This is a genomic window from Pseudomonas sp. GW460-12-10-14-TSB1 (assembly GCF_017349775.1).
GTDB lineage: Bacteria > Pseudomonadota > Gammaproteobacteria > Pseudomonadales > Pseudomonadaceae > Aquipseudomonas > Aquipseudomonas piscium.
Map to the genome: position 1 here is coordinate 16033 of NZ_JACNAC010000026.1, position 24150 is coordinate 40182.

At 66.1% G+C, this 24150-nt stretch carries 17 protein-coding genes (1 of these 17 only partly in view); 7 read left to right on the forward strand and 10 right to left on the reverse strand.

Translation table 11 applies throughout. The features are described from left to right. A protein-coding gene (locus J4D52_RS16375) for a non-ribosomal peptide synthase/polyketide synthase (RefSeq protein ID WP_408980327.1) crosses the window boundary here: on the reverse strand, window positions 1–694 show its start. It extends 15719 nt beyond the left edge of the window; the window shows 694 of its 16413 coding nt (coding positions 1–694); it begins with the start codon at window positions 692–694; the stop codon falls past the left edge of the window. Beyond that, window positions 694–11853, reverse strand: a complete 11160-nt coding sequence (locus tag J4D52_RS16380) for a non-ribosomal peptide synthetase (RefSeq protein ID WP_102677101.1) — start codon at window positions 11851–11853, stop codon at window positions 694–696. Before J4D52_RS16380 ends, J4D52_RS16375 begins: the two co-directional genes overlap by 1 nt. 211 nt (window positions 11854–12064) lie before the next feature. On the opposite strand from J4D52_RS16380, the gene J4D52_RS16385 reads away from it, so the two are divergent. Further along, window positions 12065–13033 carry a siderophore-interacting protein gene (locus J4D52_RS16385; RefSeq protein ID WP_102677102.1) on the forward strand — a complete coding sequence of 323 codons (969 nt, stop codon included), beginning with the start codon at window positions 12065–12067 and terminating at the stop codon, window positions 13031–13033. Window positions 13034–13134: 101 nt separating this feature from the next. Here the strand turns inward: J4D52_RS16385 and J4D52_RS16390 are convergent, their stop codons facing one another. After that, a complete protein-coding gene (locus J4D52_RS16390) occupies window positions 13135–13878 on the reverse strand; it encodes a thioesterase II family protein (protein ID WP_025807476.1) in 744 nt (247 codons plus the stop codon). 182 nt (window positions 13879–14060) lie between these two features. Continuing rightward, window positions 14061–15254, reverse strand: coding sequence for an MFS transporter (locus tag J4D52_RS16395; protein ID WP_102677103.1), 1194 nt, complete (start codon window positions 15252–15254; stop codon window positions 14061–14063). 132 nt (window positions 15255–15386) lie between these two features. On the opposite strand from J4D52_RS16395, the gene J4D52_RS16400 reads away from it, so the two are divergent. The 3 genes from J4D52_RS16400 to J4D52_RS16410 all read left to right on the forward strand — a co-directional run bounded on the left by J4D52_RS16400 (window position 15387) and on the right by J4D52_RS16410 (window position 17654). After that, window positions 15387–15974, forward strand: a complete 588-nt coding sequence (locus J4D52_RS16400; protein WP_102677104.1) for a TetR/AcrR family transcriptional regulator — start codon at window positions 15387–15389, stop codon at window positions 15972–15974. Between the two features lie 169 nt (window positions 15975–16143). Next, complete coding sequence (locus J4D52_RS16405; RefSeq protein WP_102677105.1) at window positions 16144–16614, forward strand: cysteine hydrolase family protein; 471 nt, start codon at window positions 16144–16146, stop codon at window positions 16612–16614. A gap of 137 nt (window positions 16615–16751) precedes the next feature. Beyond that, the gene (locus J4D52_RS16410) at window positions 16752–17654 is read left to right on the forward strand and encodes an alpha/beta fold hydrolase (RefSeq protein WP_102677126.1); all 903 of its coding nucleotides are present in this window, start codon (window positions 16752–16754) and stop codon (window positions 17652–17654) included. Here J4D52_RS16410 and J4D52_RS16415 read toward each other — a convergent pair. Then, the gene (locus J4D52_RS16415; protein WP_102677106.1) at window positions 17640–18632 is read right to left on the reverse strand and encodes a GlxA family transcriptional regulator; all 993 of its coding nucleotides are present in this window, start codon (window positions 18630–18632) and stop codon (window positions 17640–17642) included. The genes J4D52_RS16410 and J4D52_RS16415 overlap by 15 nt on opposite strands. A 114-nt stretch (window positions 18633–18746) precedes the next feature. On the opposite strand from J4D52_RS16415, the gene inhA reads away from it, so the two are divergent. Together inhA and J4D52_RS16425 are read left to right on the forward strand one after the other, a co-directional pair. Beyond that, the gene (gene inhA, locus J4D52_RS16420) at window positions 18747–19433 is read left to right on the forward strand and encodes an isonitrile hydratase (protein ID WP_102677107.1); all 687 of its coding nucleotides are present in this window, start codon (window positions 18747–18749) and stop codon (window positions 19431–19433) included. A gap of 293 nt (window positions 19434–19726) precedes the next feature. Next, the gene (locus tag J4D52_RS16425) at window positions 19727–20131 is read left to right on the forward strand and encodes a GFA family protein (protein ID WP_102677108.1); all 405 of its coding nucleotides are present in this window, start codon (window positions 19727–19729) and stop codon (window positions 20129–20131) included. Between the two features lie 221 nt (window positions 20132–20352). On the opposite strand, the gene J4D52_RS16430 is transcribed toward J4D52_RS16425, so the two are convergent. Genes J4D52_RS16430 through J4D52_RS16440 form a run of 3 tightly spaced genes read right to left on the reverse strand, consistent with a single transcriptional unit; the run spans window position 20353 to window position 21979 of the window. Next, window positions 20353–21159 carry an aminoglycoside phosphotransferase family protein gene (locus J4D52_RS16430; protein WP_102677109.1) on the reverse strand — a complete coding sequence of 269 codons (807 nt, stop codon included), beginning with the start codon at window positions 21157–21159 and terminating at the stop codon, window positions 20353–20355. Between the two features lie 15 nt (window positions 21160–21174). Beyond that, complete coding sequence (locus J4D52_RS16435; RefSeq protein WP_102677110.1) at window positions 21175–21534, reverse strand: helix-turn-helix transcriptional regulator; 360 nt, start codon at window positions 21532–21534, stop codon at window positions 21175–21177. Further along, window positions 21524–21979, reverse strand: a complete 456-nt coding sequence (locus J4D52_RS16440; protein ID WP_102677111.1) for an SRPBCC family protein — start codon at window positions 21977–21979, stop codon at window positions 21524–21526. The genes J4D52_RS16435 and J4D52_RS16440 overlap by 11 nt, the downstream gene beginning before the upstream one ends. A gap of 191 nt (window positions 21980–22170) precedes the next feature. Between J4D52_RS16440 and J4D52_RS16445 the strand changes: the two genes are divergently transcribed. Continuing rightward, a complete protein-coding gene (locus J4D52_RS16445) occupies window positions 22171–22572 on the forward strand; it encodes a lysozyme inhibitor LprI family protein (protein ID WP_025807460.1) in 402 nt (133 codons plus the stop codon). 102 nt (window positions 22573–22674) lie between these two features. On the opposite strand, the gene peaD is transcribed toward J4D52_RS16445, so the two are convergent. Next, entirely contained in the window at window positions 22675–23802 is a 1128-nt protein-coding gene (gene peaD, locus J4D52_RS16450; RefSeq protein ID WP_102677112.1) for a quinohemoprotein amine dehydrogenase subunit beta, read from the reverse strand. A gap of 23 nt (window positions 23803–23825) precedes the next feature. Beyond that, the gene (gene qhpC / locus J4D52_RS16455) at window positions 23826–24149 is read right to left on the reverse strand and encodes a quinohemoprotein amine dehydrogenase subunit gamma (protein ID WP_007921889.1); all 324 of its coding nucleotides are present in this window, start codon (window positions 24147–24149) and stop codon (window positions 23826–23828) included. Between the last annotated feature and the right edge of the window lies 1 nt (window position 24150).

The window sequence follows — 24150 nt, forward strand, 5'->3', positions numbered from 1 at the left end:
CTTCCATCCAGTTGCGCTGCCAGATGGCGTAGTCGGCGTAGTGGATCGGCAACGGCGGCAGCTGGGGCTGTTGCCCCTGGCTGTAGCCGATATAGAGGGCCATCAGCTCATCCACCATGACCTGCATCGACCAGCCATCGGAAACGATGTGGTGCTGGGTCAGGACCAGCACATGGTCGTCCTCGGCCAGCTGCAACAGGCCGACCCGGAGCAAGGGCCCTTGCAGCAGATCGAACAGCTGCCGAGTCTGGGCCTGCACGAAACCCTGCACCGCCGTGTCGATCTCGCGTTCATCGGCCGCCAGCCTCTGGCGGGCGATTTCCAGGCGAACCTCGGGCAGCACCACTTGCAGCGCCGCGTCGGCATCCTCGACGAAATGCGTGCGCAGGCTTTCATGGCGGGCAATCAGGGTGTCGAAGCTGCGCTGCAAGGCCTCCACGTCCAGCCGGCCACGCAGGCGCAGGGCCTTGGGAATGTGATAGGCCGCGCTGTCCGGCGCCAGCTGCCAGAGAAACCACTGGCGTTGCTGGGCATAGGAAAGCGGCAGGCGCTCCTGGCTCAGGCGCACCTGCGGAATCGGCAGGTTGGCCGGGGAAATGCCCTGCTCCAGCATCTTCTGCAGGTAGACCTTGCGCTTCTCCAGCGGCAGCAGGATGAAGCCTTTGACAATCTTCAACGCGGTGGCGTTATCCATTACACGGCCTCCATTTCGTCGAGCAACAGCTCCAGCGCGCTCAGGTCGGCGCCCTGTGCCTGGCCCGGGGCCTGCTGCAACTGGCTGACGAACAGCCCCAGGGTTGGAAATTCGAACGCCATCTGCACACTGACTTGACGCCCAAGCTTGAGCTGGACTCGAGAGACCATCGCGGTTACCAACAAGGAATGCCCACCTGATTCAAAGAAGTTATCGTTCATGCCCACTTGCTCGACTTCGAGCACCTCGGCCCAGATCGCCGCGACCTGTTGTTCCAGCTCGCTCTGCGGCGCGACATAGGCCTGCTGCAGCAGGCTGGCGTCGGCCTTGGGCAGGGCCTTGCGGTCCAGCTTGCCGTTGGGGCTCAGCGGCAGCGCTTCGAGGAACAGCAGGTGCGCCGGCAGCATGTAGTCCGGCAGCACCGCCTTGAGCGCCGCTTTCAACTCGTCCCGCAACCGGGCCTGCTCGTCCTGGCTCTGCGCGGCGACGCCCTCGGCGGCGACCAGATAAGCCACCAACTGCGGACCACCCGCCCCCTCCTGGGCCAGCACCACGGCTTCGCGCACCTGGGGCTGTTCCAGCAACCGGGCTTCGATCTCGCCCATCTCGATACGGAACCCACGGATCTTCACCTGGTGGTCGATACGCCCGGCGTAGTCGATCACGCCCTCGGCGTCGTAGCGCGCCAGGTCGCCGGAGCGGTACAGGCGCCCGCCGTCCTGGCTGAACGGATCGGGAATGAAACGCTCCGCCGTCAGGCCTGGGCGATCGTGGTAACCCCGGGCCAGCAGCTCGCCGCCGATCATCAGCTCGCCCGTGGCGCCCTTGAGGGTCAGGTTGCCGCTGTTGTCCAGCAGGTAGATGGCACGGCCCGGCAGGCCCTTGCCCAGGGGGATCTGGCTCGGCAGGGTTGCGCCGTCTTGCAGGTAGCCGCTGCAGTCATGGGCGGTGACACTCACCGTGGCCTCGGTGGGCCCGTAGGTATTGAGCAGGCAAGCGTCCGTCAACCCGGCCTTTTTCCAGGCGGCCACACCTTCGGCCGCCATGGCTTCGCCGCCCAGGTTGAGCTGGCGCAGGCGCCCGAAGTCACGGGGTTCGCGGCTGGCGTAATCCTTGCCGAGCATGAACCAGTAGGCGGTGCTCAGGTCGACGATGCTGATGCCCTGCCCGATCAGTTCGCGGTAGAAGGTCTCGCTGTCCCACAGCGCCTTGCCACGGATCACCACCGAGGCACCGCAGATCAGCGCCGGGTACAACTGCTCGACGAAGGCGTCGAAGTTGAAGGTGGAGAACTGCAGCCCGCGGTCCTCGGCGGTCATCTTGAAATAATCCCGGGAAACCTGGGCGTGCTGGCTCAAGGCAGCGTGGCTGATATCCACGCCTTTGGGCCGGCCGGTGGAGCCGGAGGTGTACATCACGTACGCCAGGTTCTCCGGATTGCTGCGTTGAGCCGGATTGCCCCGGTCATCGCCAGCCAGCCATTCCTGGCCCTGATCCAGGCACAGGTGCGGCACCGCTACGCCATCCTGCAAGCGTTGCAGCAGTGGCGCCTGGGTCAACAGCAACCGGATGCCGCTGTCCTGCATCATGTAATGCAGGCGGTCCTGAGGGTATTCCGGGTCCAGCGGCACGTAGGCGCCACCGGCCTTGAGCACCGCCAGCAGGCCGACAATCATGTCCAGCCCGCGCTCCACGGCGATGCCGACCCGTACATCCGGACCTATGCCCTGCTCGATCAGCTTGTGGGCCAGTTGGTTGGCCCGCTGGTTGAGCTGGCCGTAGCTCAGTTGCTGGTCGCCGCACAGCAGCGCCACGGCATCCGGGGTGCGCTGGGCCTGGGCCTCGATCAACTGCTGGACGCACTGTGGCGCTAGGTCCCGCGCCGGGGTCCGGCTGCGCTGCTCGTCGATCAGCCGGCGCTCGGTGGCGCCGAGCAACGACAGCTCGCCGAGGCTGCCCTGCGGGCTCGCCAGCATGCCCATGAGCAGCTGCTCCAGGTAGCCGGCCAGTTGCTGGATGTTCGCCTGGGCAAAATGCTCCCGGGCATAGCTGTAGTCGAAGGACAGGGTCTGTCCCAGGTAGACCGACAGGGTCAAGGGGTAGTTGGTCTGCTCGTGGTTGGCCGCCGTGCCGAAGCTCAATTGCGCCGGGGCGCCTTGTGCCAGCGCTTCGGACACCGGGTAGTTCTCGAACACCAGGATGTTGTCGAACAGGGCTTCGCCCCCCAGGCCGGCCCAGCGCTGTACTTCGTACAACGGTGTGTGTTCGAAGTCGCGCAGGGCCAGGTTGCGTTCCTGCACCACCTGCAACCAGTCGCTGGCCACCATGTCCGGACGCGGCGAAGCCACCACCGGCAGGGTGTTGATAAACAGGCCGATCTGCTGCTCCACGCCTTTAAGTTCCGCGGGACGCCCGGACACCGTGGCGCCGAACACCACGGTGTCCTGCCCGGTATAGCGTTGCAGCAACAGCAGCCAGGCAGCCTGCACCAGGGTGTTGACCGTGACCTTCTGCTGGCGGGCGAACTCGCTCAAGCGCTGGGTCTGTTGCCCGTCCAACTGCTGCTGGTAAGCCCCGTAGCCTTGGTCCGCGGCGTCCTGCCCGCTGCGGCTGATGGCCTGGGCCAGGCGGGTCGGCTCGTCCAGGGCCGCCAGTTGCTGTTTCCAGAAGGCCTCGCCGACCTGGGCGTCCTGGCGTTGCAGCCAGGCGATGTAGTCGCGATAGCGGCCAGGCGCAGCCCCCGCCGATTGCCCCGAGTAACCTTGCAGGACTTCCCCCAGCAGCCGCGAGTTGCTCCAGCCATCCATCAGGATGTGATGGTTGGTGTAGATCAGGTGATAACGCTGGTCGTCGAGACGCACCAGGGTCAGGCGCAGCAAGGGCGCCGCCGCCAGGTCGAAACCGCGCTGGCGCTCGGCATCGGCCAGAGTATCCAGAGCCTCTTGCTGTCGAGGCTGGCCACGCCAGTCATGCTCGACAAAATCCAGGGCCATGCGCTTGTGCACCACCTGGATCGGCGCCGGCAACTCGCCCTGCCAGAGGAAACCGGTGCGCAGGATATCGTGACGGTCGATGGCCGCTTGCCAGGCCTGGCGGAAGCGCTCGGGATCGAGCCCGTCCACATCCACCCGCAGCTGGTTGATGTAGTCGCCGCCCTGTTGCTCGTACAGGGTATGGAACAGCATGCCTTGCTGCATCGGCGACAGTGGGTAGAGGTCCTCGACCTGGGCCAGGGACAGCGGCAGGCGATCCAGTTGCTGCTGGCTCAGGCCGGCCAGCGGGAAGTCCGACGGGGTGACGCCACGATGCTCCGGCTGGCTGCAATGCTCGATCAGCGCCTTGAGTTCCTCGGCGTAGTCATCCGCCAGGCGCTGGATGGTCGAGCGGTCGAACATCATCTGGCTGAAGGTCCAGCCCAGCTTCAACTGACCGCCATAGACCTGGCCATTGATGCTCAGCCAGTTACCCAGCGGGGCCTCGGCACTCTGGTCTGCGCCCTTGGCTTCGGCGCACGGGGCGAACCAGGCATCCGGCTCGTCGAAGCTGCCGTCGAACTGGCCCAGGTAGTTGAAGGTGATGCGCGGTACGGCCAGGGCCGCCAGGGTTGCCTGGGCATGGGCATCCCCCAGGTAACGCAGGGCGCCGAAGCCGATGCCCTTGTTCGGCACTGCGCGCAGTTGCTCCTTGATCTGCTTGATCGAGTCGGCCAGGGCCGCCTGCGGCGTGAGCTTGACCGGGAACACACTGGTGAACCAGCCCACAGTGCGGCTCAGGTCGATGCTGTCGAACAGCTCTTCACGGCCATGGCCTTCCAGTTGCACCAGGGCGTTGGCGTCACCGGTCCAGCGGGTGATGACCCGGGCCAGCGCAGTCAGCAGCAGATCGTTGATCTGGGTGCGGTAGGCCGCCGGGGCGTCCTGCAACAGGCGCTGGGTATAGGCCTGGTCCAGCTCGGTGCTGACGCTCAGGGCATCCTTGATCGCGACCCGGTCCGTTACCCGGTCGCAGGGCAGGCCCGACTCGACGTCCTGCAGCTGCGCCTGCCAGTAACCCAGCTCCTGCTGCAACGCCGTGCTGTTGGCATAGGCCTGCAACTGCCCGGCCCAGGCCTGGGTCGAGCTGGTCTTGGCCGGCAGCTTGATGGTTTGCCCGGCCGCTTGTTGTACCAGGGCCTGATGCAGGTCTTCCAGCAGCACCCGCCAGGACACGCCATCCACCACCAGGTGATGGATCGCCAGGAACAGGCGCTGGCTGCCGTCCTCCAAGGTCAAGAGCACGGCGCGCAGCAGCGGGCCGTCCCGCAGGTCCAGGCTGCGTTGCGCCTGGTTGCACAGCGCTTGCAGCGAATCTTGAGTCGCGTTGTCGGCCAGCCATAGCACTGCATCGGCCTGCAACGCCACCAAGGGTGCCGAAGTTACCGGCGCCGACGGCGCATAAGTCGCGACCCATCCGGCAGCCCCTTCGACGAAGTTCAGGCGCAGGCCGTCGTGATGTTCGAGCAAGGCGTGCAAGGCTTGCTCCAGCGCCTTGGCACCCAGGGGCTTCAGCGGTTTGAGCAGCACCGATTGGTTCCAGTGATGACGTTCCGGCACCGGGGTGTCGAAGAACCACTGCTGGATCGGCAGCAGTGCCGTGGTCCCGCGCACCGGGCCCTGGTCGATCTGCAACCCGCCTTCGCCCTGCTCCGCCACTGTGGCCAGTCCTTGCACCGTCTGGTGCTGGAACAGGTCTTTCGGGGTAAAGCGGATACCAGCCTGACGGGCGCGGCTGACCACCTGGATCGAGATGATCGAATCGCCGCCCAGTTCGAAGAAGTTGTCGGTCACGCCGACCTGTTCCAGCTTCAGCACATCGGCCCAGATTGCGGCGATCTGTCGTTCCAGCTCGTTTTGCGGTGCGACATAGGTCTGCTGCATCAGCTGCGCATCGACCTTGGGCAACGACTTGCGGTCCAGCTTGCCGTTCGGCGTCAGCGGCAGCGCTTCGAGGAACAGCAGGTAGGTCGGCACCATGTAGTCCGGCAGGTTTTCCCGCAGGCGGGCCTTGATGCTTTCTCGCAGTTGCGCCTGGCGTTCGGCGCTGTGCGCCACGTCGGCGTCCACCGGCACGATATAACCCACCAACTGCTGGCCGCTCGGGCCTGGCTGGGCGATCACCGCCACTTCCAGCACCGGATCCTGCTCCAGCAGCCGTGCCTCGATTTCACCCAGCTCGATACGAAAGCCGCGCACCTTCACTTGATGGTCGACGCGGCCGACGTATTCCACCAGACCGTCGGTGCGGTAGCGGGTCAGGTCGCCGCTGCGATACAAGCGTGCACCACTGGTGCTGTAAGGGTCGGGAATAAAACGCTCGGCCGTCAGGCTCGGCCGATCCAGGTAACCCCGGGCCACACCCAGGCCACCCAGGTACAGTTCGCCCGCCACACCTACCGGCAGCAGGTTGAGGTTGGCATCAGCGACGTAGGCGCTGCGGTTACCAACGATATTGCCGATCGGCGCATAGGCCGCATCGCACGGATCGCCGGCCTTGGCCTTCCAGATCAGCGGAGTGACCACGGTTTCGGTCGGGCCGTAGCCGTTGAAAATGTACTTGGGCCGCAGCACCCGCCAGGCCAGGTCGTAACTGGCCTGCGGCACCGCATCACCGCCGAAGCAATAGACCCGCACCGCTGGCGGGTTGCCGTCGCGTTCGGCATGCACCGCCAGCTGTTGCAGGTACACCGGCGGGAACACGCCCACGGTGACGCCATAACGGTGCATCTGCTCGTAGGTAAATTCCGGCGACCACAGGCTGTCGTCACGGATCAGCACGCTGGCACCGTAGATCAGCGGGTGCATCCAGCCCTCATGGGAACCGTCGAAGGCGAAGGACATGAAGTGCAGTTCGCAGTCCGCCGGGCTCATTTCATAGCGTTCGCCAGTGGCCAGGCTGTGCATGGCCAGCGGGCCGTGTGACACCGCCACGCCTTTGGGCAAACCAGTGGAGCCGGAGGTGTAGATCACGTAGGCGAGGTTTTCCTCGGCCAGGGTCACCTCCGGGCTGGTCACAGGGTAAGCCGCAAAGTCGGCCGCGCCTTCGACGCTGAGGGTCGGCAAACCGTCCGGGATCGGCAGGCGATCCAGCAGGTGGCTCTGGGTCAGCAGCAACCAGGCGCCGCTGTCCTGCATCATGTAGCGCAGGCGATCCTGGGGATACTCGATATCCAGCGGCACATAGACCCCACCCGCCTTGAGCACGGCGAGGAAGGCCACCATGATTTCCGCGCAACGCGGCATGGCGATGGCCACCCGGACTTCCGGGCCGACGCCCAGCTCGATCAGCTTGTGCGCCAGCCGGTTAGCCTGAATGTCCAGTTCGCGATAGCTCAGGCGCTGCTCGGCGAAGAACACCGCCGGAGCCTCCGGCGCCTTGGCTGCCTGATCGGCGAACAGTTGGTGGACAAAGCGGTTGGTCGGATAGACCACCTGAGTGTGATCCCAGTCCTGGCGAATCCGCCCCTGCTCCTCCTGGCCCAGCATCGCCAGCTCGCCAATCGCCTGTCGCGGTTCGAGCATGCCTTGCAGCAGGTTGCGCCAGTGATCGGCGAACCCCTCGATGGTCGACACCTCGAACAACTCACCGGCATAGATGAACGACGCATTGATCCCAGCGTCGGTTTCCAGGGTTTCCAGGGTCAGGTCGAACTGCGCGGTACCGCCCTGCAGGACCATTTCCTCGGCGTGCAGGCCCGGCAGGCTGGCGCCGTCGGCGCTTTCCCCGGCGATGCTCAGGTGGTTGTACATCACCTGGAACAGCGGGTTCTGGTCCAGCGCGCGCTGGGGCTTGAGCGCATCCACCAGGCGGTCGAACGGCAGGTCCTGATGGGCCTGGGCGGCCAGGGCCGTGGCCTTGACCTGACGCAGCAACTGCCCCACCGCCAGGCTCGGCGCCAGGTCGACGCGCATCACCAGGGTGTTGACGAAGAAACCCATCACACCTTCCATTTCCTGGTGGCGGCGGTTGCTGACCGGCACGCCGATCCGGATATCGGGCTGATCGGAATAACGGTGCAGCAACAGGGCGAAGGAGCCGAGGAACAGCTGGAACAGGGTCATGTCGTGTTCGCGCGCCAGGCGCCGCAAGCCCTGCTCCAGGTCCACCGGCAGACGGAAACCCAGGCGCTCCTGGCGATGGCTCACCAGGGCCTGGCGCGGATGGTCCACCGGCAACTCCAGCACCGGGTGCTCCAGCCCCAGTTGCTCGCGCCAGTAATCCAGCTGCCGCTGCTGCTCGCCCTGCTCGAGCCAGGCCCGGTGCCAGCTGGCGTAGTCGGCGTACTGCACGCTCAATTCATCGAACTGCGGGGCCTGCCCCTGGATGAACCCCCGGTAGAGGGCGACGAATTCCCGGGCCAGCACACTCATGGAGGCGCCATCGGAAATGATGTGGTGCAGGGTCACCACCAGCAGGCAGTCCTGCTCGGCGATCTGCAGCACCCGGGCCCGGCACAGGGGGCCGTGCTCCAGGTCGAACAGCACCTGGGTTTCTTCCAGGGCCCTGGCCTCGACCGCCTCGCGGGACAGGCCCGGGGCCAGGCGTTCCCAGGCCAGGGTAATTTCACCCTGGGGGTGCACCACCTGGCACAGGCTGTCCCGGTGCTGGGTAAAGGTGGTACGGAAGGCTTCATGGCGCAGCGCCAGGGCGTCGAAGCTGTGCTGCAACGCCTGCCGGTCCGGCACACCCTTGAGCCGGACCACGATCGGCGTGTGGTAGGCGGTGCTCTGTGGATGCATCTGCCAGAACAGCCATTGCCGCTGCTGGGCATGGGAAGCCGGCAATGGCTCGTCGCGCCCTACCGCCTCGATCAGCGACAGCGAACCGGCGCCGGCGCAAGCCTGCACCTGCTCGACGAACTCATCCAGGCGCGCGGTCTCGAACAGCACCCGCAGCGGCACATCCGCCGCCAGCAGCCGGCGGACCCGGGAAATGATCTGAGTAGCCAGCAGCGAATGCCCGCCCAGGGCGAAGAAATTGTCGCTCAGGCCCACCCGCTCGACCTTGAGCACGTCCTGCCAGATCGCCGCGATACCCCGCTGCAACTCGCTGGCCGGGGCAACGTAGACCGCCACCGGCGCCTGCGGCTGCAACGGTGGCAAGGCCCGCAGGTCGAGCTTGCCGTTGGCGGTCAACGGCATGCCTTCCAGGGCCACGAAGTGCATCGGCAGCATGTAGTCGGGCAGCGCCACCGCCAACTGCCGGCGAATCTCCTGCCAGGCCGCTTCCGGCTCCTGAGCGCTGGCCTTGGCCAGCACCCCATAAGCCGCCACTTGCGGCTCGTCGGCCACGCTGACCACCTGCGCCACGGCGTCCTCGACCTGCGGCAACTGCTTGAGCGCCGCGGTGATTTCCCCCAGCTCGATGCGGTAGCCGCGAATCTTCACCTGATGGTCGATGCGCCCCAGGTAATCGATGACCCCACCATCGAGGTAGCGCGCCAGGTCACCGGTGCGGTACAGCCGCTGCCCGTCGGCACTGAAAGGGTCGGGAACAAAACGCTCGGCGGTCAATGCCGGCCGGCGGTGATAGCCCCGCGCCAGGCCGGCGCCCCCCAGGTACAGCTCGGCCGGGGTGCCGGGCGCCACTGGCTGCAGCGAAGCATCCAGCACCCGGGCGCGGACGTTGGCCAGCGGCTGGCCCAGGGGCACCACCGCCAGGGCCTGGTCCACGTCAGCGGCAGCCATGGTCAGGGCGCCGACCGTGGTTTCCGTCGGGCCGTAGTGGTTGAACACCGCGCACTGCGGCGCCAGGGCCCGGACCTTCCTGACCAGCGCCGCCGGGCAGGCTTCGCCGCCCAGTACCAGGCACTGCCTTGGCAGGGCGCGGGCCGGCTCCGCGCCGGTCATCAGCGCCTGCAAATGCGAAGGGACGATCTTCAGCACATCGATTTGCCGGGCATCCAGGTAGGCCGAAAAGGCCTCGGCATCCAGGCCGGTATCCAGGTCGATCACATGCAGGCAACTGCCGGAGCACAGGGCGCCAAACAGCGTGGTATGCCCCAGGTCGGCGGCAATGGTGGAGACCACCGCCATGTTGCGCGCGGCCCCCAGCGGCAGGCGCGCCAGGATCGCCTGCACGTAGTTGGCCAGGGCCGCGTGGGTGATGGTGACGCCCTTGGCGGCCCCGGTGGAACCGGAGGTGTAGATCGAATAGGCCAGGTGCCCGGCCTCGACCTGCGGCAGTGGAGCCTGCAAATCGCTGGCCGGCGCCCAGCTGTCCGGCTGGTCCAGCAACAGCACGCTGACCCCGGCCGCCAGCGGCAGCCGCGCCTGCACCGCGGTCTCGCTCAGCAGCAGGGCAACGCCGCTGTCTTGCAGCATGTAGCTCAAGCGCTGCTCGGGGTACTGGGCATCCAGGGGCACGTAGGCGCCACCGGCCTTGAGCACCGCCAGCAGGCCCACCACCATCTCCAGCGAGCGCTCCACGGCGATGCCCACCAGCACCTCGGGGCCCACGCCACGCTGCACCAGGGCCGCCGCCAGGCGCGCGGCGCGCTGATCCAGCTGGCGATAACTCAGGCACTGCTCGCCGAACACCAGGGCCGGCGCCTCGGGCCGCAGGCGCACCTGCTCGGCGAACAACTCCAGCACCGAAGCGGCGGCGAATGCCTCAGGCGCACCAATCCCCTGGGCCAGGGTGACCTGGCTTTGCTCGGGGCTGAGCAGCGGCAATTCGGCGATCGCCGACCGCGGCTCACGCACCATCGCCCACAGCAGGTTCTGCCAGTGGCCGGCCATGCGCTCGACGGTCTGCTCCTCGAACAGCTGGCAGTCATAGGTGAAGGCAGCCTGCAACCGGCCACCGCGCTCGAAAGTATCCAGGGTCAGGTCGAACTGCACGGTGCGCTCGTTGCGCGCCAGGGCCTGCACTTCAAGCCCGGAACGGCTGCGCAGGGTGGTCAGCTCGGTGACCTGCGGCTGGTGGTTGTAGAGCACCTGGAACAACGGGCTGTGGCTCAGGCTGCGCTCGAGTTGCAGGGCCTCCACCAAGCGTTCGAAAGGCAGCTCCTGATGGGCCTGCGCCCCCAGGGTGGTCTCGCGGATATCCGCCAGCAGTTGCTCCACCGTCAAGTGCGGGCTCAACTCGCTGCGCAGCACCTGGGTGTTGACGAAGAAGCCGATCAGCCCTTCGGCTTCCTGGCGCGTGCGGTTGGCGATCGGCACGCCCACGCGGATATCCTGCTGGCCGCTGTAGCGCGCCAGCAGCAGCTTGAAACCTGCCAGCAGCACGGCGAACAGGGTCACCCCCTGCTGTCGCGCCAGGGCACCCAGTTGCTGGGCCAAAGGTGGCGCCAGCTCGAAGTCCAGGCGCCGCCCCTGGCGGCTGGAATGGGCCTGGCGCGGATGATCGGTGGGCAGCCTGAGCACCGGATGCTCGTCCCCAAGCTTGGCCCGCCAGTACGCCAGCTGCCGCTCCTGCTCCCCCGCCTCCAGCCAGCTGCGCTGCCACAGGGCGTAGTCGCGGTACTGGATCGGCAGGGCCGGCGCGCTCGGCGCCTCACCCTGGAGCAGGGCGTCGTAGGCTTGCAGGAACTCCTCGATCAGCACGCCCATGGACCAGCCGTCGGCGACGATGTGGTGCAGGGTCAGCAGCATGACGTGTTCCTGCTCCCCCAGCCCCAACACGCAGACCCGCAACAGCGGCCCCTGTTGCAGATCGAAGGGCCGGCGCGCCTCGGCGTCGGCCCGCTGCCGTACGCTGGCCTCGCGCTGCTCGGGGTCGAGGTCACTCAGGTCCTGGTAATCGATGTTCACCTGGGTCGCCAGGATCACCTGCCGCGGCTCGTCCTGCTCCAGGCGAAACACCGTGCGCAGGCTTTCATGGCGCTCCAGCAGCCAGTCGAAGGCCCGGGCCAGCATCGCCCGATCCAGCGGCCCGCTCAGGCGTACCGCGTTGGGCAGGTTGTAGGCCGCGCTCTGGGGGTCCAGTTGCCAGAGAAACCACATGCGCTGCTGCGCGTAGGACAGCGCCTGGCGGTCAGGCACTGCGACCCCCGCGGGAATAGGCAGCAGAGAGAAGTCGACGCCTTCCTTGTCCAGAGCCTTCAAGAACAGCCGGCGCTTTTCCAGCGGCAGTTCAATGAATCTACGGGCGAGCTTCAAGGAGTCTTCGGCATTCATCGGGGGGCATCCGTACTTACTTGTGGGGTATCGAGCATTGGCTCGGTCATCCCTACGGAACGGATGAAGGCCCGGGAAAATTAACCCCGCGCGCCACGCCAGCCGCCAACCCCGGGGCCGCCCGGGACCCGCCGACAAGCGGCGCCGACGGTAAATCGGACCCGCCGCCCTTCGTTCCTTGCTTATCCCCCCTTGCAACAGGTATCCGCCCATGTCCTCCGCTCAATCGCTGACCGACATCCTCACCCAAGGCTTGCGCAAACTGACGGGCATCGACCGGCCCAGACCCAAGGGCTACCGGGTGATCAACGTCGAGCTCAAGCAACGCATCGTCCTCAGCCCGTCCCTGGTGCGCCTGGTGTTCGCCGGCGAGGAGATCGCCCAGGCCCGCGCCCTGGCCCCGGACCAGCGCATCAAGCTGTTGTTCCCCGGGGCCGACGGCAGCGTTCCGCAACTGCCGGTGGAAGGCGACTGGCACGCCGCCCGGCGCAAGCTGCCGGCCGAGCAGCAACCGCCGATGCGCACCTACACCATCCGCGCCCTGCGCCTGCTGCCGGCGGAAATGGATGTGGACTTCGTGCTGCACGGGGTCAACGGCCCCGCGTCCAGCTGGGCCACCCACGCCCGGCCCGGCGACCGCCTGCAGATGGTGGTCCCGAACAAGGCCTACAGCGGCGACCCCGGCGGTTATGAATGGATGCCGCCGGCGGGGATCCGCAAGGTGCTGCTGATGGGCGATGAAACCGCCCTGCCGGCCATTGCCGGGATTCTCGAGGAGCTGCAGGAATATCCGGACTACCCGGACGTGCAGGCCTTTATCGAAGTGCCCCACGAAAGCGACTGCATCGACTTGCGCTGCAACCCCCAGACCCGACTCAACTGGCTGCCGCGGGATCTGCTGGGCGCCCAGCACGGCGAAACCCTGATCCATGCCGCCCGGGAGCTGGCCGAGCTGCCGCCGCCCAGCACGGCACAGCGGCCGATCAAGCTGCGCGAAGGCGACGAGGAACAACGGCCCTGGGAGACCGCCACGCCGGCCGACAACAGCTTCTATGCCTGGGTGGCCGGCGAGTCCGCCACGGTGATGAGCATCCGCCGCCACCTGATCAACGAGCGCGGCCAGGAACGCCGCAACCTGACCCTGATGGGTTACTGGCGCCTGGGCACCTCACTGGGCTGACAGGTTGATCTCGCCCCGGCATCGGCCCCTGTAGCCGCTGCCGAGCCCGCGAGGCTGCGATAAGGCCCGCAGGGCCTTGCTTGACGATCTTGCGGCGGTGGCTACAGGGCAGCCGCGGCTTCGGGTTGCAGGTGACGCCGACGATGCACCTCAAGGTGGCCCTTGATCAGGCTCAGGACCTTGGCTTCGTGCTCGTGAATGAAGAAGTGCCCGCCCGCCAGCATGTCCACGGAGAAGCTGCCCTGGGTCTCCTTCCTCCAGCCGATCAACTGTTCGCTGGTGGCGCGGTCGGCCTTGCCCCCCAGGACATGCACCGGGCAGTTCAGCAACGGGCGCTGCAGCGGGCGAAAACGGCCACACAGGAGAAAGTCGGCGCGCAGGATCGGCAGGGTCAGGCTCATCAACTCCTGGTTGGCCAACACCTCTTCACTGGTGCCATTGAGGGTGCGCAGCTGTTCGATCAGCTGTTCGTCGGTCTTGGGATCGGCAAAACCCCGGTCGTAGTCGGTGCGCAGGGTCGGCGCCGCGGTCCCCGAAGCGAACAGCGCCACCGGCTCCGGACAACCCAGGGCCCGCAGGGCATGGGCCAGCTCGCAGGCCAGCAGCGCCCCCAGGCTATGGCCGAACAAGGCATAGGGCGTACGCAGGCTGGTGCGGATTTCCACCGCCAGTTGCCGCGCCAGCTCGCGCATGTCGGTGTGCAGCGGCTCGGCATAACGGGCGCCACGCCCGGGCAGCTCCACCGGCGAAAGCTGCAACCATTGCGGCAGCTTGCGCCGCCAGCGGCTGTAGACCATGGCGCTGGCTCCGGAATACGGCAGGCACAACAGCGTCAGCTGGGTCACGGTGTTCCCCTTGAAAAAAATGATGGTAAAGACTGGACGTGCCACCTGACCGGCAAATTAGTGGGGAACGATCCCCACCACGCCCCAGCCTTCACCCCCTGCGGCCGATCAAAGCGCAAACAACAGAGATCGTAGTGGAGTCGGTGAATTTCCGGATCGACTCCGGGCGCGGCCGGTAAGGCTCAGGCGACCGCCGGCTGGCCACGGGTCAGCCGGCGACAGCTCTGCACCGCCGCCCCCAGCACCACCACTCCCGCTGCCAGCGCCACCCAGAAGCCGCTGCGCGCGCCAAAGGCATCCACCAGCCAGCCGGAACTGGCCGCGCCGATGGCCACGCCGATGCTCACCCCGGTGACCAGCCAGGTCAGGCCCTCGGTGAGCTTGGCCGGTGGAACTATGCTCTCGACCAGGGCCATGGCGACGATCAGGGTCGGGGCGAAGAACAGGCCGGAGACGAACACAGCCAGGGACAGGCCAAGGATATTGCTCGCCATCAGCAATGGCAGGGTGGTCACGGCGGTGGCGATGCCGCCGTACATGAACAGTCGCGGCAGCGGGATATTCAGTTTCAGCGCACCGAAGGCGATACCCGCCAGGCAGGAACCGATGGCGTACACCGACAGCACGATGCTCGCCGCCGCGGGTTGCCCCTGCTGCTGGGCGAACGCCACGCTGACCACGTCCACCACGCCGACGATCATGCCCATGGCAATCATCAGCAACACCAGCAACTGCAACTCCAGCGAACGGATGATCGACGCGTCGTGCTCGGCCTCATGGGGATGCACCGGTGGCTCGGTCGCCCGTTGCGCCACCAGCGCGGTGACGCCGATCGCCAGCAGCAACAGCGCCGCCAGCGGCCCGGCCTCGGGGAAGGCCGCCACGCACAGCCCCACCGACAGCGGCGGGCCGAGGATAAAGCACACCTCATCGAGCACCGATTCCAAGGCATAGGCGGTCTGCAACTGTGGCTGGCCGCGGTACAGCTCGGTCCAGCGGGCGCGGATCATGGCCGGTATGCTCGGCATGCAGCCGGCCAGGGCGGCGAACAGGAACAGCGTCCAGTGCGGCGCCTGCAAACGGGTGCACAGCAACAACGCCAGCAGCGCCCCGCCACCCAGGCCGGCGGCGATCGGCAGCACCCGGCCCTGGCCGAAGCGGTCGACCATGCGCGACACCTGGGGCGCGCAGAAGGCCGTGGCCAGGGCGAAGGTCGCCGCCACCGCGCCCGCCAGCGCGTAACCGCCCTTGAGCTGGGCCAGCATGGTGATCAGGCCGATGCCGGTCATCGACATCGGCATCCGCGCAATCATCCCCGCCACCACGAAAGCGCGACTGCCGGGGGCCTTGAACAGTTCGCGGTAAGGGTTTGCCATCGTCATTACACCTTGTTTGAGGCTTGCCAGAAATGCACCGCAAGGCAAAAATACATACGGCGCGTATGTGAGAAAGCATGAGAACATACGCGGCGTATGTCAATCCACCTGTCAGCTGTGTGAGTGCCCGCCATGAGCCCGCGTCAACGCGCCGAGATGATCGAAGAAACCCGCAGCAAACTCATCGCCAGTGCCCGCCAGGCCTTTGGCAGCCTGGGTTATGCCAACACCTCGATGGACGAGCTGACGGCCGAGGCGGGCCTGACCCGAGGTGCCTTGTACCACCATTTCGGCGACAAGAAAGGCCTGCTGGCAGCGGTGGTGGAACAGCTCGACGCGGAAATGGACCAGCGCCTGGAGGCGATCTCGCGCGGCACCGACGACCTCTGGGGCGCCTTCGTCCAGCGCTGCCGCACCTACCTGGAAATGGCCCAGGAAGCGGAGATCCAGCGCATCGTCCTGCAGGATGCGCGCTCGGTACTGGGGGACCTGACCGAGGCCAGCGAGGAGCAGTGCGTACTGTCCTTGAGCGGCCTGCTGGATGAATTGATGCAGGCCGGCCTGGTGGTCAAGGCCCCCAGCGAAGCCTTGGCGCGCCTGATCAATGGCAGCCTGCTCGACGCCTCGCTGTGGATCGCCCGGGACGAGCATCCGGGGCAACGATTGCAGCAGGCGCTGGTTGGCCTGGAGGTGCTGTTGCAGGGCTTGCGGGTGCGCTGAGCTTACCCCCGTAGGAGCGAGGCTTGCCCGCGATAGAGACGACGCGGAATGTCTGGTGCATCGCATCATCGGTCATCGCGGGCAAGCCTCGCTCCTACAGAAGACAAGCCGTTCGCGGCAACGGCGGTTTGCGGGCAGAATAGGCCGCCCGGCCCCCTCAAGGACTGCCATGCGCCAGGTACTGCTGATCATCGATGTGCAACCCTCGTTCAACCCGCCGGAGTGGCTGGTGAGCGGCATCAACGCCCTGCTCGGCCAACTGCCCTCGGTGGCCACCGTCGAGCGCCATGACGAAAGCCAAACCCCCTTCGCCCGCCAGCTCGGCTGGCAACCCGCCGCCGATGACCACAGCCTGGTCGCCGCCGACCGTATCTTTATCAAGCACGGTTACGCCCCAACGCCGGAAACCATCGCCTACCTGCGCAGCCTGGCCCCCGAACGCGTGCTGGTCTGTGGCATCCAGACCGACACCTGCGTGCTCGCCGCCGGCTTCGCCCTGTTCGACGCCGGTCTGCAACCGACCCTGATCACCGACCTGACGGTGGGCTCGTCGCTGGACCGCAGCGGCCAGCTCGGTGTGCGGTTGTGGCAGCACCATTTCAAGCACCTCACTACCAGTGCCGAGCTCACCTTGCTGTAGCCCCTGACTGAGGTGTGAAGCAATCGTCAGCGCGGCATGCCGTCAGGGCAAAGCCCACGAATGAAGCCTTGGCACGACACTGGCCAGGCACGCAGATTGAGCTAAGGTTGCTGCTTTCCCTGTCGCCGGGTCCGTCCATGAACAGCTCGCTCTCTGTCCAGTACATCCAGACACCTCGCCTGCATATCGCCTACGAACACCACGGCCCCGCCGACGGCGCGCCGGTGATCCTGCTGCACGGCTTTCCCTACGACCCTCGCGGCTACGACGAGATCGCCCCCGAGCTGGCGGCGCGCGGTTACCGGGTGATAGTGCCGTACCTGCGCGGCTATGGGCCGACCCGTTTCGTCAGCCCGGACATCCCGCGTTCCGGGCAACAGGCGGCGCTGGCCCAGGACCTGCTGGACCTGATGGATGCCCTGGAGATCCCCCAGGCCGCCCTCGCCGGTTTCGACTGGGGCGGTCGCGCTGCCTGCATCGTCGCGGCCCTGTGGCCGGAACGGGTGCGTTGCCTGATGAGCGCCGACGGCTACAACATCCAGGACATTGCCCGCTCGACCCAGCCGCGGCCGCCCGAGACCGAGCACCGGCTCTGGTATCAGTATTATTTCCACACCCAGCGCGGGGTGGACGGCCTGACCGCCAACCGCCGCGAACTGTGCGAACTGCTGTGGCAACTCTGGTCGCCGACCTGGGATCGCGGCCGCGAACTCTACGATCTGAGCGCACCGTCGTTCGACAACCCGGACTTCGTCGAGGTGGTAATCCACTCCTACCGGCATCGCTTCATGTACGCCCCGGGCGACCCGAGCCTGGAACACATCGAGCAGGCCCTGGCGCAGCAACCGCCGATCCGCGTACCGACCATCGCGCTGTGCGGCGGCAATGACGGGGTCGGCCCGGCCAGCGAAGAGGATGAAGACATCGGCCTGTTCACCGGCCCTTACCAGCGCCGGATCTTGCCCGGGGTCGGCCACAACGTGCCGCAGGAAGCGCCGCACGCCACCTTGCAGGCGTTGCTGGAACTACTGGAGGCCTGACTCCTCTTCCGGAGAAAACCGCTCCCGATACGCCTGCGGCGTCACGCCCACGAGCCGCAGGAAGCTGCGGCGCAGGGTTTCTTCGCTGCCGAAGCCGCACTGCACGGCGATACGCTTGATCGGTACGCAGCTGTCGCCGAGCAGGCGCCGGGCGCTTTCCACGCGGATCTGTTCGATGGCCCGGGCCGGGGTCTGGCCGGTGTCGGCGCGGTAGTGGCGGACAAAGCTGCGTTCGCTCATGCCGGCCTGTTCGGCCAGGGTCGGGAGGTTCAGGTCGCGACCGAGGTTTTCGGCGATCCAGGCGTGCAGGTCGTCGAAACGACTGCCCTGTTTTTGCAGGGCCAGGGTCGCGCTGAATTGCGACTGGCCGCCCGGGCGCTTGAGGAACACCACCAGTTGCCGGGCCACGTCCAGTGCCATGGCGTGCCCCAGGTCTGCCTCGACCAATGCCAGGGCCAGGTCGATCCCGGCGGTGACGCCGGCCGAGGTCCAGACCGGCCCCTCGTTGATGAAGATCGGGTTGGCCTCCACACGCAAGCGCGGGTATTGCCGCGCCAGTTGCTCGCAGCGGGTCCAGTGGGTGACCACCCGGCGCCCGTCGAGCCAACCGCTGGCGGCCAGCAAAAAAGCCCCGGTGCACACCGACGCCACCCGCCGTGCCAGCGCTGCCTGCTGGCGGACCCAGGCCACCAGCGCCGGGTCTTCGGCCGCGGCGTACACGCCCCAGCCGCCGGCGATGATCAGGGTGTCGCAGGGAGTGCCCGGCGCCGGCAAGGGTTCGGCCAGCAACGCCAGCCCGGCCGAGGTGGTCACCGGCCCGTCGCCCGTGGCGATCACGTTCACCGCGTAGGGCAGCGGCAAGCCTTTATGCCGCGCCAGGTCGTTGGCCGAAGCAAACACCTGCAGCGGGCCCGTGACGTCGAGCACCTGGGCGTTGGCGAAGGTCAGTACATGGACGGTTCTGGCGGTCTGGGGCATGGTTGGCGTAAATCGTGGGTAGGTTGGCGTATTCGCCAAAGCCTAGGACGCTAGAGTCGAACCGTCCAGCCGCATGAGAGCGGATAGCTTCGAACTTCTCCAGGGAGATACCCCATGACGCTGCAGATCGGTTTCCTGTTGTTCCCCAACGTCCAGCAACTCGACCTGACCGGCCCCTACGATGTGCTCGCGTCGCTGCCGGACGTGCAGGTGCATCTGGCCTGGAAGGCGCGCGGGCCGGTCACCGCCAGCACCGGCCTGGTACTACAGGCGACCACCAGCTTCGCCGATTGCCCGCCGCTGGACGTGATCTGCATCCCCGGCGGCGCCGGTGTCGGGCCCTTGATGGAAGACCCGCAGACCCTCGACTTCATCCGCCAGCAGGCGGCACAGGCGCGTTACGTCACCTCGGTGTGCACCGGTTCCCTGGTGCTCGGCGCCGCCGGGCTGCTGCGTGGCAAGCGCGCCACCACCCATTGGGCCTACCACCACCTGCTGGAGGCGCTGGGGGCGATTGCGGTGCAGGAGCGCGTGGTGCGCGACGGTAATTTGTTGAGCGGTGGCGGGATTACCGCCGGGATCGATTTTGCCCTGACCCTGGCCGGCGAACTGTTCGGCGAGGCGACGGCGCAGCGGGTGCAGTTGCAACTGGAGTACGCCCCGGCTCCGCCTTTCGCGGCCGGTAGCCCACGGACAGCGCCCAAAGCGGTGGTGGAGGAAGCCCAGCGGCTCGCGGCCAATTCCATCAAGCAGCGCGGCGAGATAGTCCACAGGGTCGTGGCGCAGTGGCAACAGGCCTGAGACCTGCGCACGCTGAGGGGAAGAAAGATGCGGACCAGGGCAACCTTATCGGCCAGCCGAGCCCTGGCCGCATCTTCGATAAACCGACGTCAGGCCGGGACTGCTTGCTCACTGGCCTGCAAGATGTAGTCGATCACCTGCATCGGACTCGTCGTCCGGGATCTTGACGCGAAACTCGGCTTCCCCGGCTGCGGTCTTCGGCCTTTTCCGCACTGGCGTACATTCCCGCCAAGCCGACAGAGTGTTCCGCCAGCTTCTACACTCTGGCCTAGCCTTCCCTCAGGAGCCTTGCAATGCACAAGACTTACACCGGCAGCTGTCATTGCGGTGCCGTGCGCTATGAAGCCGAGATCGACTTGAGCCAGGGCACCAACAAGTGCAATTGCTCGATCTGCAGCAAGACCCGCAACTGGAACGCGATCATCGCTCCCAAGGCCTTTCGCCTGCTCAGCGGCGAACAGGCGCTGAGCGACTATCGGTTCAACAGCGGCAATACCCATCATCTGTTCTGCAAGCATTGCGGCGTGCGCCCCTTCGGGCGCGGTCATGTGCAGGAAATCGGTGGCGACTATGTCGCGGTGCAGGTGATGACCCTGGACGACATCGACCTGCAGGAGCTGCTTGCGGCCCCGGTGTACTACGCCGACGGTCGCCATGACAACTGGGGGCACGTGCCGGAGGAGATCCGTCACCTCTAGCTTTTCCACAGGCGAAAAAAAACCCGCCGAAGCGGGTTTTTTTCAAGACCATTACGACATCCTGTCGCTGCATCCTTGCACATGGTCGGTCATCCATGACCCTGAGCGCGTCCTGCGCTGCAGTTGGTGAATGAAGATTAAGCCTGTCGCCCAATCGGCAACAGACGAGAAAGCTGGCAGTGCATGTAAGCCTTTCGCCATAAGCCGACTTACCAAAACCCCTAGGCCGCGCCTTCCAGGGCCTGGATGGCCAACTCCGCCACCTGCAGTTCGTGCTCCGCGCTGGGTACGTCGCCATCCTCCAGGAACCAGGCGGCGGACAGCCCTGTATAGGCCAGCACCCATTGCAGCAGGCGCTTGCGCTCCAGCCCCGCGGCCTGGGCGATGACCTCGACCTGGCGGGTGAAGCGCTGCGGATCGCCGCTGGTCGGCAGGTCCGGGTTGCAGATCAGGTTGGCGAAATCGAAGCCGCGCTCGCCCATGACCCGCTTGGGATCGATCGCCAGCCAGCCGCGCTCCTCGAAGTCCAGCACATTGTCGTGATGGATATCGCCGTGCAGCACCACCTGTTCCCGAGGGGCCGCCAGCAGTTCATCGGCGGTGGCCAGGCAGCGCAGGAAAATCCCGCCCTCGCGTCGAGCGGCCGAGCGCAGGGCCTTGAACCATTCCGACAGGGTCAACAACGGCGGCAAGGGCGTCGAGCGTGGCGCATGCAGGCGGGCCAGGCTGGCGCAAACGATCCGGCTGACCTCGTCGTCTTCGCCGGCCAGGGCCATCTGCATCAGCGAGCGCCGCCCCATGGCCCGCTCCATCAACAAGGCATCGCCGTGGTGCGCGTAGACCCGGGCGGCGCCCTCCCCGGCCCACCAGACCATCAGGCGGTTGCCGTATTTTTCCTCGTCGTCGAGGGCGATCTTCAGCATCGCCGGCGCGTCGTCCAGGCGCACCGGCAACAGGTGGCTGCCCGGCGTAACGATGGGCGCGCCATCGACCTGCAGGTTCCAACGTTTCAGGTAAAACTCGAACATCCGTGATGATTTCCGTTATGACTCGACAAAGGCCTGCAATTGACCCAGGGCATGATCCCACTGCTGGCTGATCACCTCCAGCGAGCGCCGGGCTTCGGCCAGCCGGCCCGGCTCGAATGCCCACAGGCGCTCGCGCCCCAGTTTGGCGTCGCGCACCAGCCCGGCCTGCGCCAGCACCTGCAGATGCTTGGTCACCGCCTGGCGGCTGATGTCGGTGCCGAGGGTCAATTGGGTGATCGACAGGGCGCCGCCGCCACACAGGATGGCGACGAGCCGCAGGCGGGTCTCGTCGCCCAGTGCCGCGAAGATCATGGCCGAGCCGTCCAGCGATGCCGCCACCGACAACAGGGATGTGGATAGGGTGTCAGGGGCCAAGGTAGTTCTCGATATTGCTCATCTGCTCGTCCCAGCCGCGGCTGTTCATGCGAAACGCCTTGAGCCGCCGCTCGGGCGGAATGCCGTCGAACCCCGACTCGACCACCCGCAGCAAGGTGCCGCCGTCCAGGTCTTCGAGTTCGAATTGCACCAGGGTGCTGGGCTCGGCGGAATAGTCGACTTCAGGCTCCACCGCGTACGGGTGCCAGCTGAAGGCGAACAGGTGCTCGGGCTCCAGCCGCTCCACCAGCACATCCCAGACCAGGTGTTCATACCCGGGATAGGTAATCTGCCCCCGGGTGCGTTGCCCGACGACAAAACGCTGGCCCGCGAGCGCCACGCCGAACCAGCTGCCGAAGGCCTCGGCATCGGCCAGTGCGGCCCAGACACGGGAACGGGTTGCCTTGAGCAGGATCTTTCTTTCGATGCGATCTGATGAGTTCATGGGTCACCTCCAGTGATCAAACCCTAGCTTGCTCTCGCAGAAGAGCAACCTTTAAGTTGCATTTTTCCGCAAAGACGGACATGCGGTCGTCACCGGGGCTAGGATGCAGGCCAACGACCCGTCGCCAGCCGGAACCCGGCGGCCCGCAAACGTCCTTGATGCCCCCTTAATTGCCCATTGCGAGAATCCCCATGAACCCACGCTTGCTCCTGGCTCTGCTGCCGCTTCTGCTCACCCCGCTGGCGCAGGCCGCCGACTGTGCCAACGCCACCACCCAGACCGCCATGAACCAGTGCGCCGCCCAGCAGCACCAAGCGGCGGACAAGGAGCTGAATACGCTTTACCAGCGCATCACCCAGCGCCTGAAGGACAACCCGGACGGCAAGAAGCTGCTGGTCAGCGCCCAGCGCGCCTGGGTGGCCTTTCGGGATGCGGAGTGCGGGTTCGCCGCCTCGGGCGTCGCCGGTGGCAGCGTCTATCCGTTGATCTACAGCAACTGCACCACCGACCTGACCAAGGCGCGGGTCGAGGCGTTCAAGACCTACCTCAAGTGCCAGGAAGGCGACCTGAGCTGCCCGGTGCCGGGGAATTGAAATCGCGGGGATCTTGAGGTTTTTCGCGAGCAAGCTTCGCTCCTACAAGAGGAATGCGGTTCCCTGTAGGAGCGAGCTTGCTCGCGATAGCGGTAGCAACGCCTAGCGCACGAACACCTGGGCCGTGGTGATCGCCATGTCCCCGCCCGGCAGCTTGATGCTGCCGATCTGCTTGAGACTGTCGGCATCGAAGATCGCCACGTCGTTGAAGGTCCCGGCCAGGTAGATCTTGCTGCCCGCCTTGTTGAACGAAATGCAGTAGTAGGAATGTTCCAGGGTGGCGGCCTGGAGCAGTTTTTTCTGCTTGATGTCGTACTTGGCCAGGCGGTTGAGCACGCCGAACATCAGGTTCGGGTCCTTCGGCGAACGCATGCCGCTGAAGTAGATCTCCGTCAGCGGACCGAAGTCGGTGGTTTCGCTCTTGCCGGTTTTCAGGTCGATGCTGAACAGGCCGTACAGGTACTCGGCGGTGGCCGGGTCCTGTTTCTTGTCCTTGAACTTGGCGGCGGTGTAGAGCAGCGAGAAATCATGGCGGTAGGTCTGCTGGTTCCACACGTAGAGCACGTCCGGCGCACTGTAGTTCGGGCGCTTCCAGTGGCGGCTGGGGATCAGCACGTCGAACTTGCCGGTCTTGACATCGACCTTGTACACATCCGCCCCGGCCACATACAGCGAGCCGTCGTTACCGCTCTGCATGATGGTCAGCTGCCGCGGCGCCGGGAAGCTGCGCACCGGCTTGGCCTTGAGCCCGGCGTCGGTGGCATAGACATCCAGCCGCGGTGGCTTGACCTCATAACGGTCGTTGAGCATCAGCGTCGGGTTGGCCACGGTGTACAGCTCCTTGCCGTCATGGCTAACGGTGAAGGCGAACATCGAGCGGGCCTTTTCCCCCGGTTGCTGGGTGATGCTGGCGTGGAACACCTGCTTGCAGCTGTCCAGCTCGACCCCGTAGACATCGGCGTAGTGGTTGTTCAGCACGTAGGCGACCTTGCGGTCCGGCGCCAACTGCACGGTGCCGGGGCCGAAGGCGTCGGGCATCTTGCAGGTCTTGTACAGCGTGTCGCTGGCCAGGTCGATCACGTGCAGGTTGTTCGGGTAGTTGGTGGTGACCATGTATTCATGGCCGGCGTTGAGGGCCTTGTTGTCGGTGTTGTCGTCGGCCAGGGCGCTGAGGGAACAGGCCCCCAGGACGGCGGAAGCGGCCAGGCCGCAGGCATTGATCAAGCGCATGCTGGAATCCTTCTACTGACCGATTACTTGTCTTTAGGGAACACGGTGCCGAGGTTGCGCCAGTTCTCGTTGGAGGCCTGGGCGTCCTTGTTCCAGTCGGGGTAGGTGCTCATCATGTCCGGCACCTGGGCCGGCCACCAGCAGGGGTCGGAGCAACCGTAGAGGTCGGCCTCCATCGGCTGGCACAAGGACGACACGCCACCGAAGGCATCGATTTCCCAGCCCGGGTCGGTGGTCGAGGCACAACCGGCCACCGAACTCATGGCGACCACCTCTTCGATACGGTTCTCGTCAGCGGCCTGTTCCAGCTTCTGGGCTTTGTTATTGATCGGCTTGAGATGTTTCATG

What these genes read in the sequence shown, in the direction of transcription:
- J4D52_RS16410 (WP_102677126.1), top strand. Translation starts at nt 16,752, where the DNA reads ATGAACAGCTCGCTCTCTGTCCAGTACATCCAGACACCTCGCCTGCAT.
- J4D52_RS16445 (WP_025807460.1), top strand. Translation starts at nt 22,171, where the DNA reads ATGAACCCACGCTTGCTCCTGGCTCTGCTGCCGCTTCTGCTCACCCCG.
- J4D52_RS16395 (WP_102677103.1), bottom strand. Translation starts at nt 15,254, where the DNA reads ATGGCAAACCCTTACCGCGAACTGTTCAAGGCCCCCGGCAGTCGCGCT.
- J4D52_RS16405 (WP_102677105.1), top strand. Translation starts at nt 16,144, where the DNA reads ATGCGCCAGGTACTGCTGATCATCGATGTGCAACCCTCGTTCAACCCG.
- inhA (WP_102677107.1), top strand. Translation starts at nt 18,747, where the DNA reads ATGACGCTGCAGATCGGTTTCCTGTTGTTCCCCAACGTCCAGCAACTC.
- qhpC (WP_007921889.1), bottom strand. Translation starts at nt 24,149, where the DNA reads ATGAAACATCTCAAGCCGATCAATAACAAAGCCCAGAAGCTGGAACAG.
- peaD (WP_102677112.1), bottom strand. Translation starts at nt 23,802, where the DNA reads ATGCGCTTGATCAATGCCTGCGGCCTGGCCGCTTCCGCCGTCCTGGGG.
- J4D52_RS16415 (WP_102677106.1), bottom strand. Translation starts at nt 18,632, where the DNA reads ATGCCCCAGACCGCCAGAACCGTCCATGTACTGACCTTCGCCAACGCC.
- J4D52_RS16440 (WP_102677111.1), bottom strand. Translation starts at nt 21,979, where the DNA reads ATGAACTCATCAGATCGCATCGAAAGAAAGATCCTGCTCAAGGCAACC.
- J4D52_RS16380 (WP_102677101.1), bottom strand. Translation starts at nt 11,853, where the DNA reads ATGAATGCCGAAGACTCCTTGAAGCTCGCCCGTAGATTCATTGAACTG.
- J4D52_RS16385 (WP_102677102.1), top strand. Translation starts at nt 12,065, where the DNA reads ATGTCCTCCGCTCAATCGCTGACCGACATCCTCACCCAAGGCTTGCGC.
- J4D52_RS16430 (WP_102677109.1), bottom strand. Translation starts at nt 21,159, where the DNA reads ATGTTCGAGTTTTACCTGAAACGTTGGAACCTGCAGGTCGATGGCGCG.
- J4D52_RS16425 (WP_102677108.1), top strand. Translation starts at nt 19,727, where the DNA reads ATGCACAAGACTTACACCGGCAGCTGTCATTGCGGTGCCGTGCGCTAT.
- J4D52_RS16400 (WP_102677104.1), top strand. Translation starts at nt 15,387, where the DNA reads ATGAGCCCGCGTCAACGCGCCGAGATGATCGAAGAAACCCGCAGCAAA.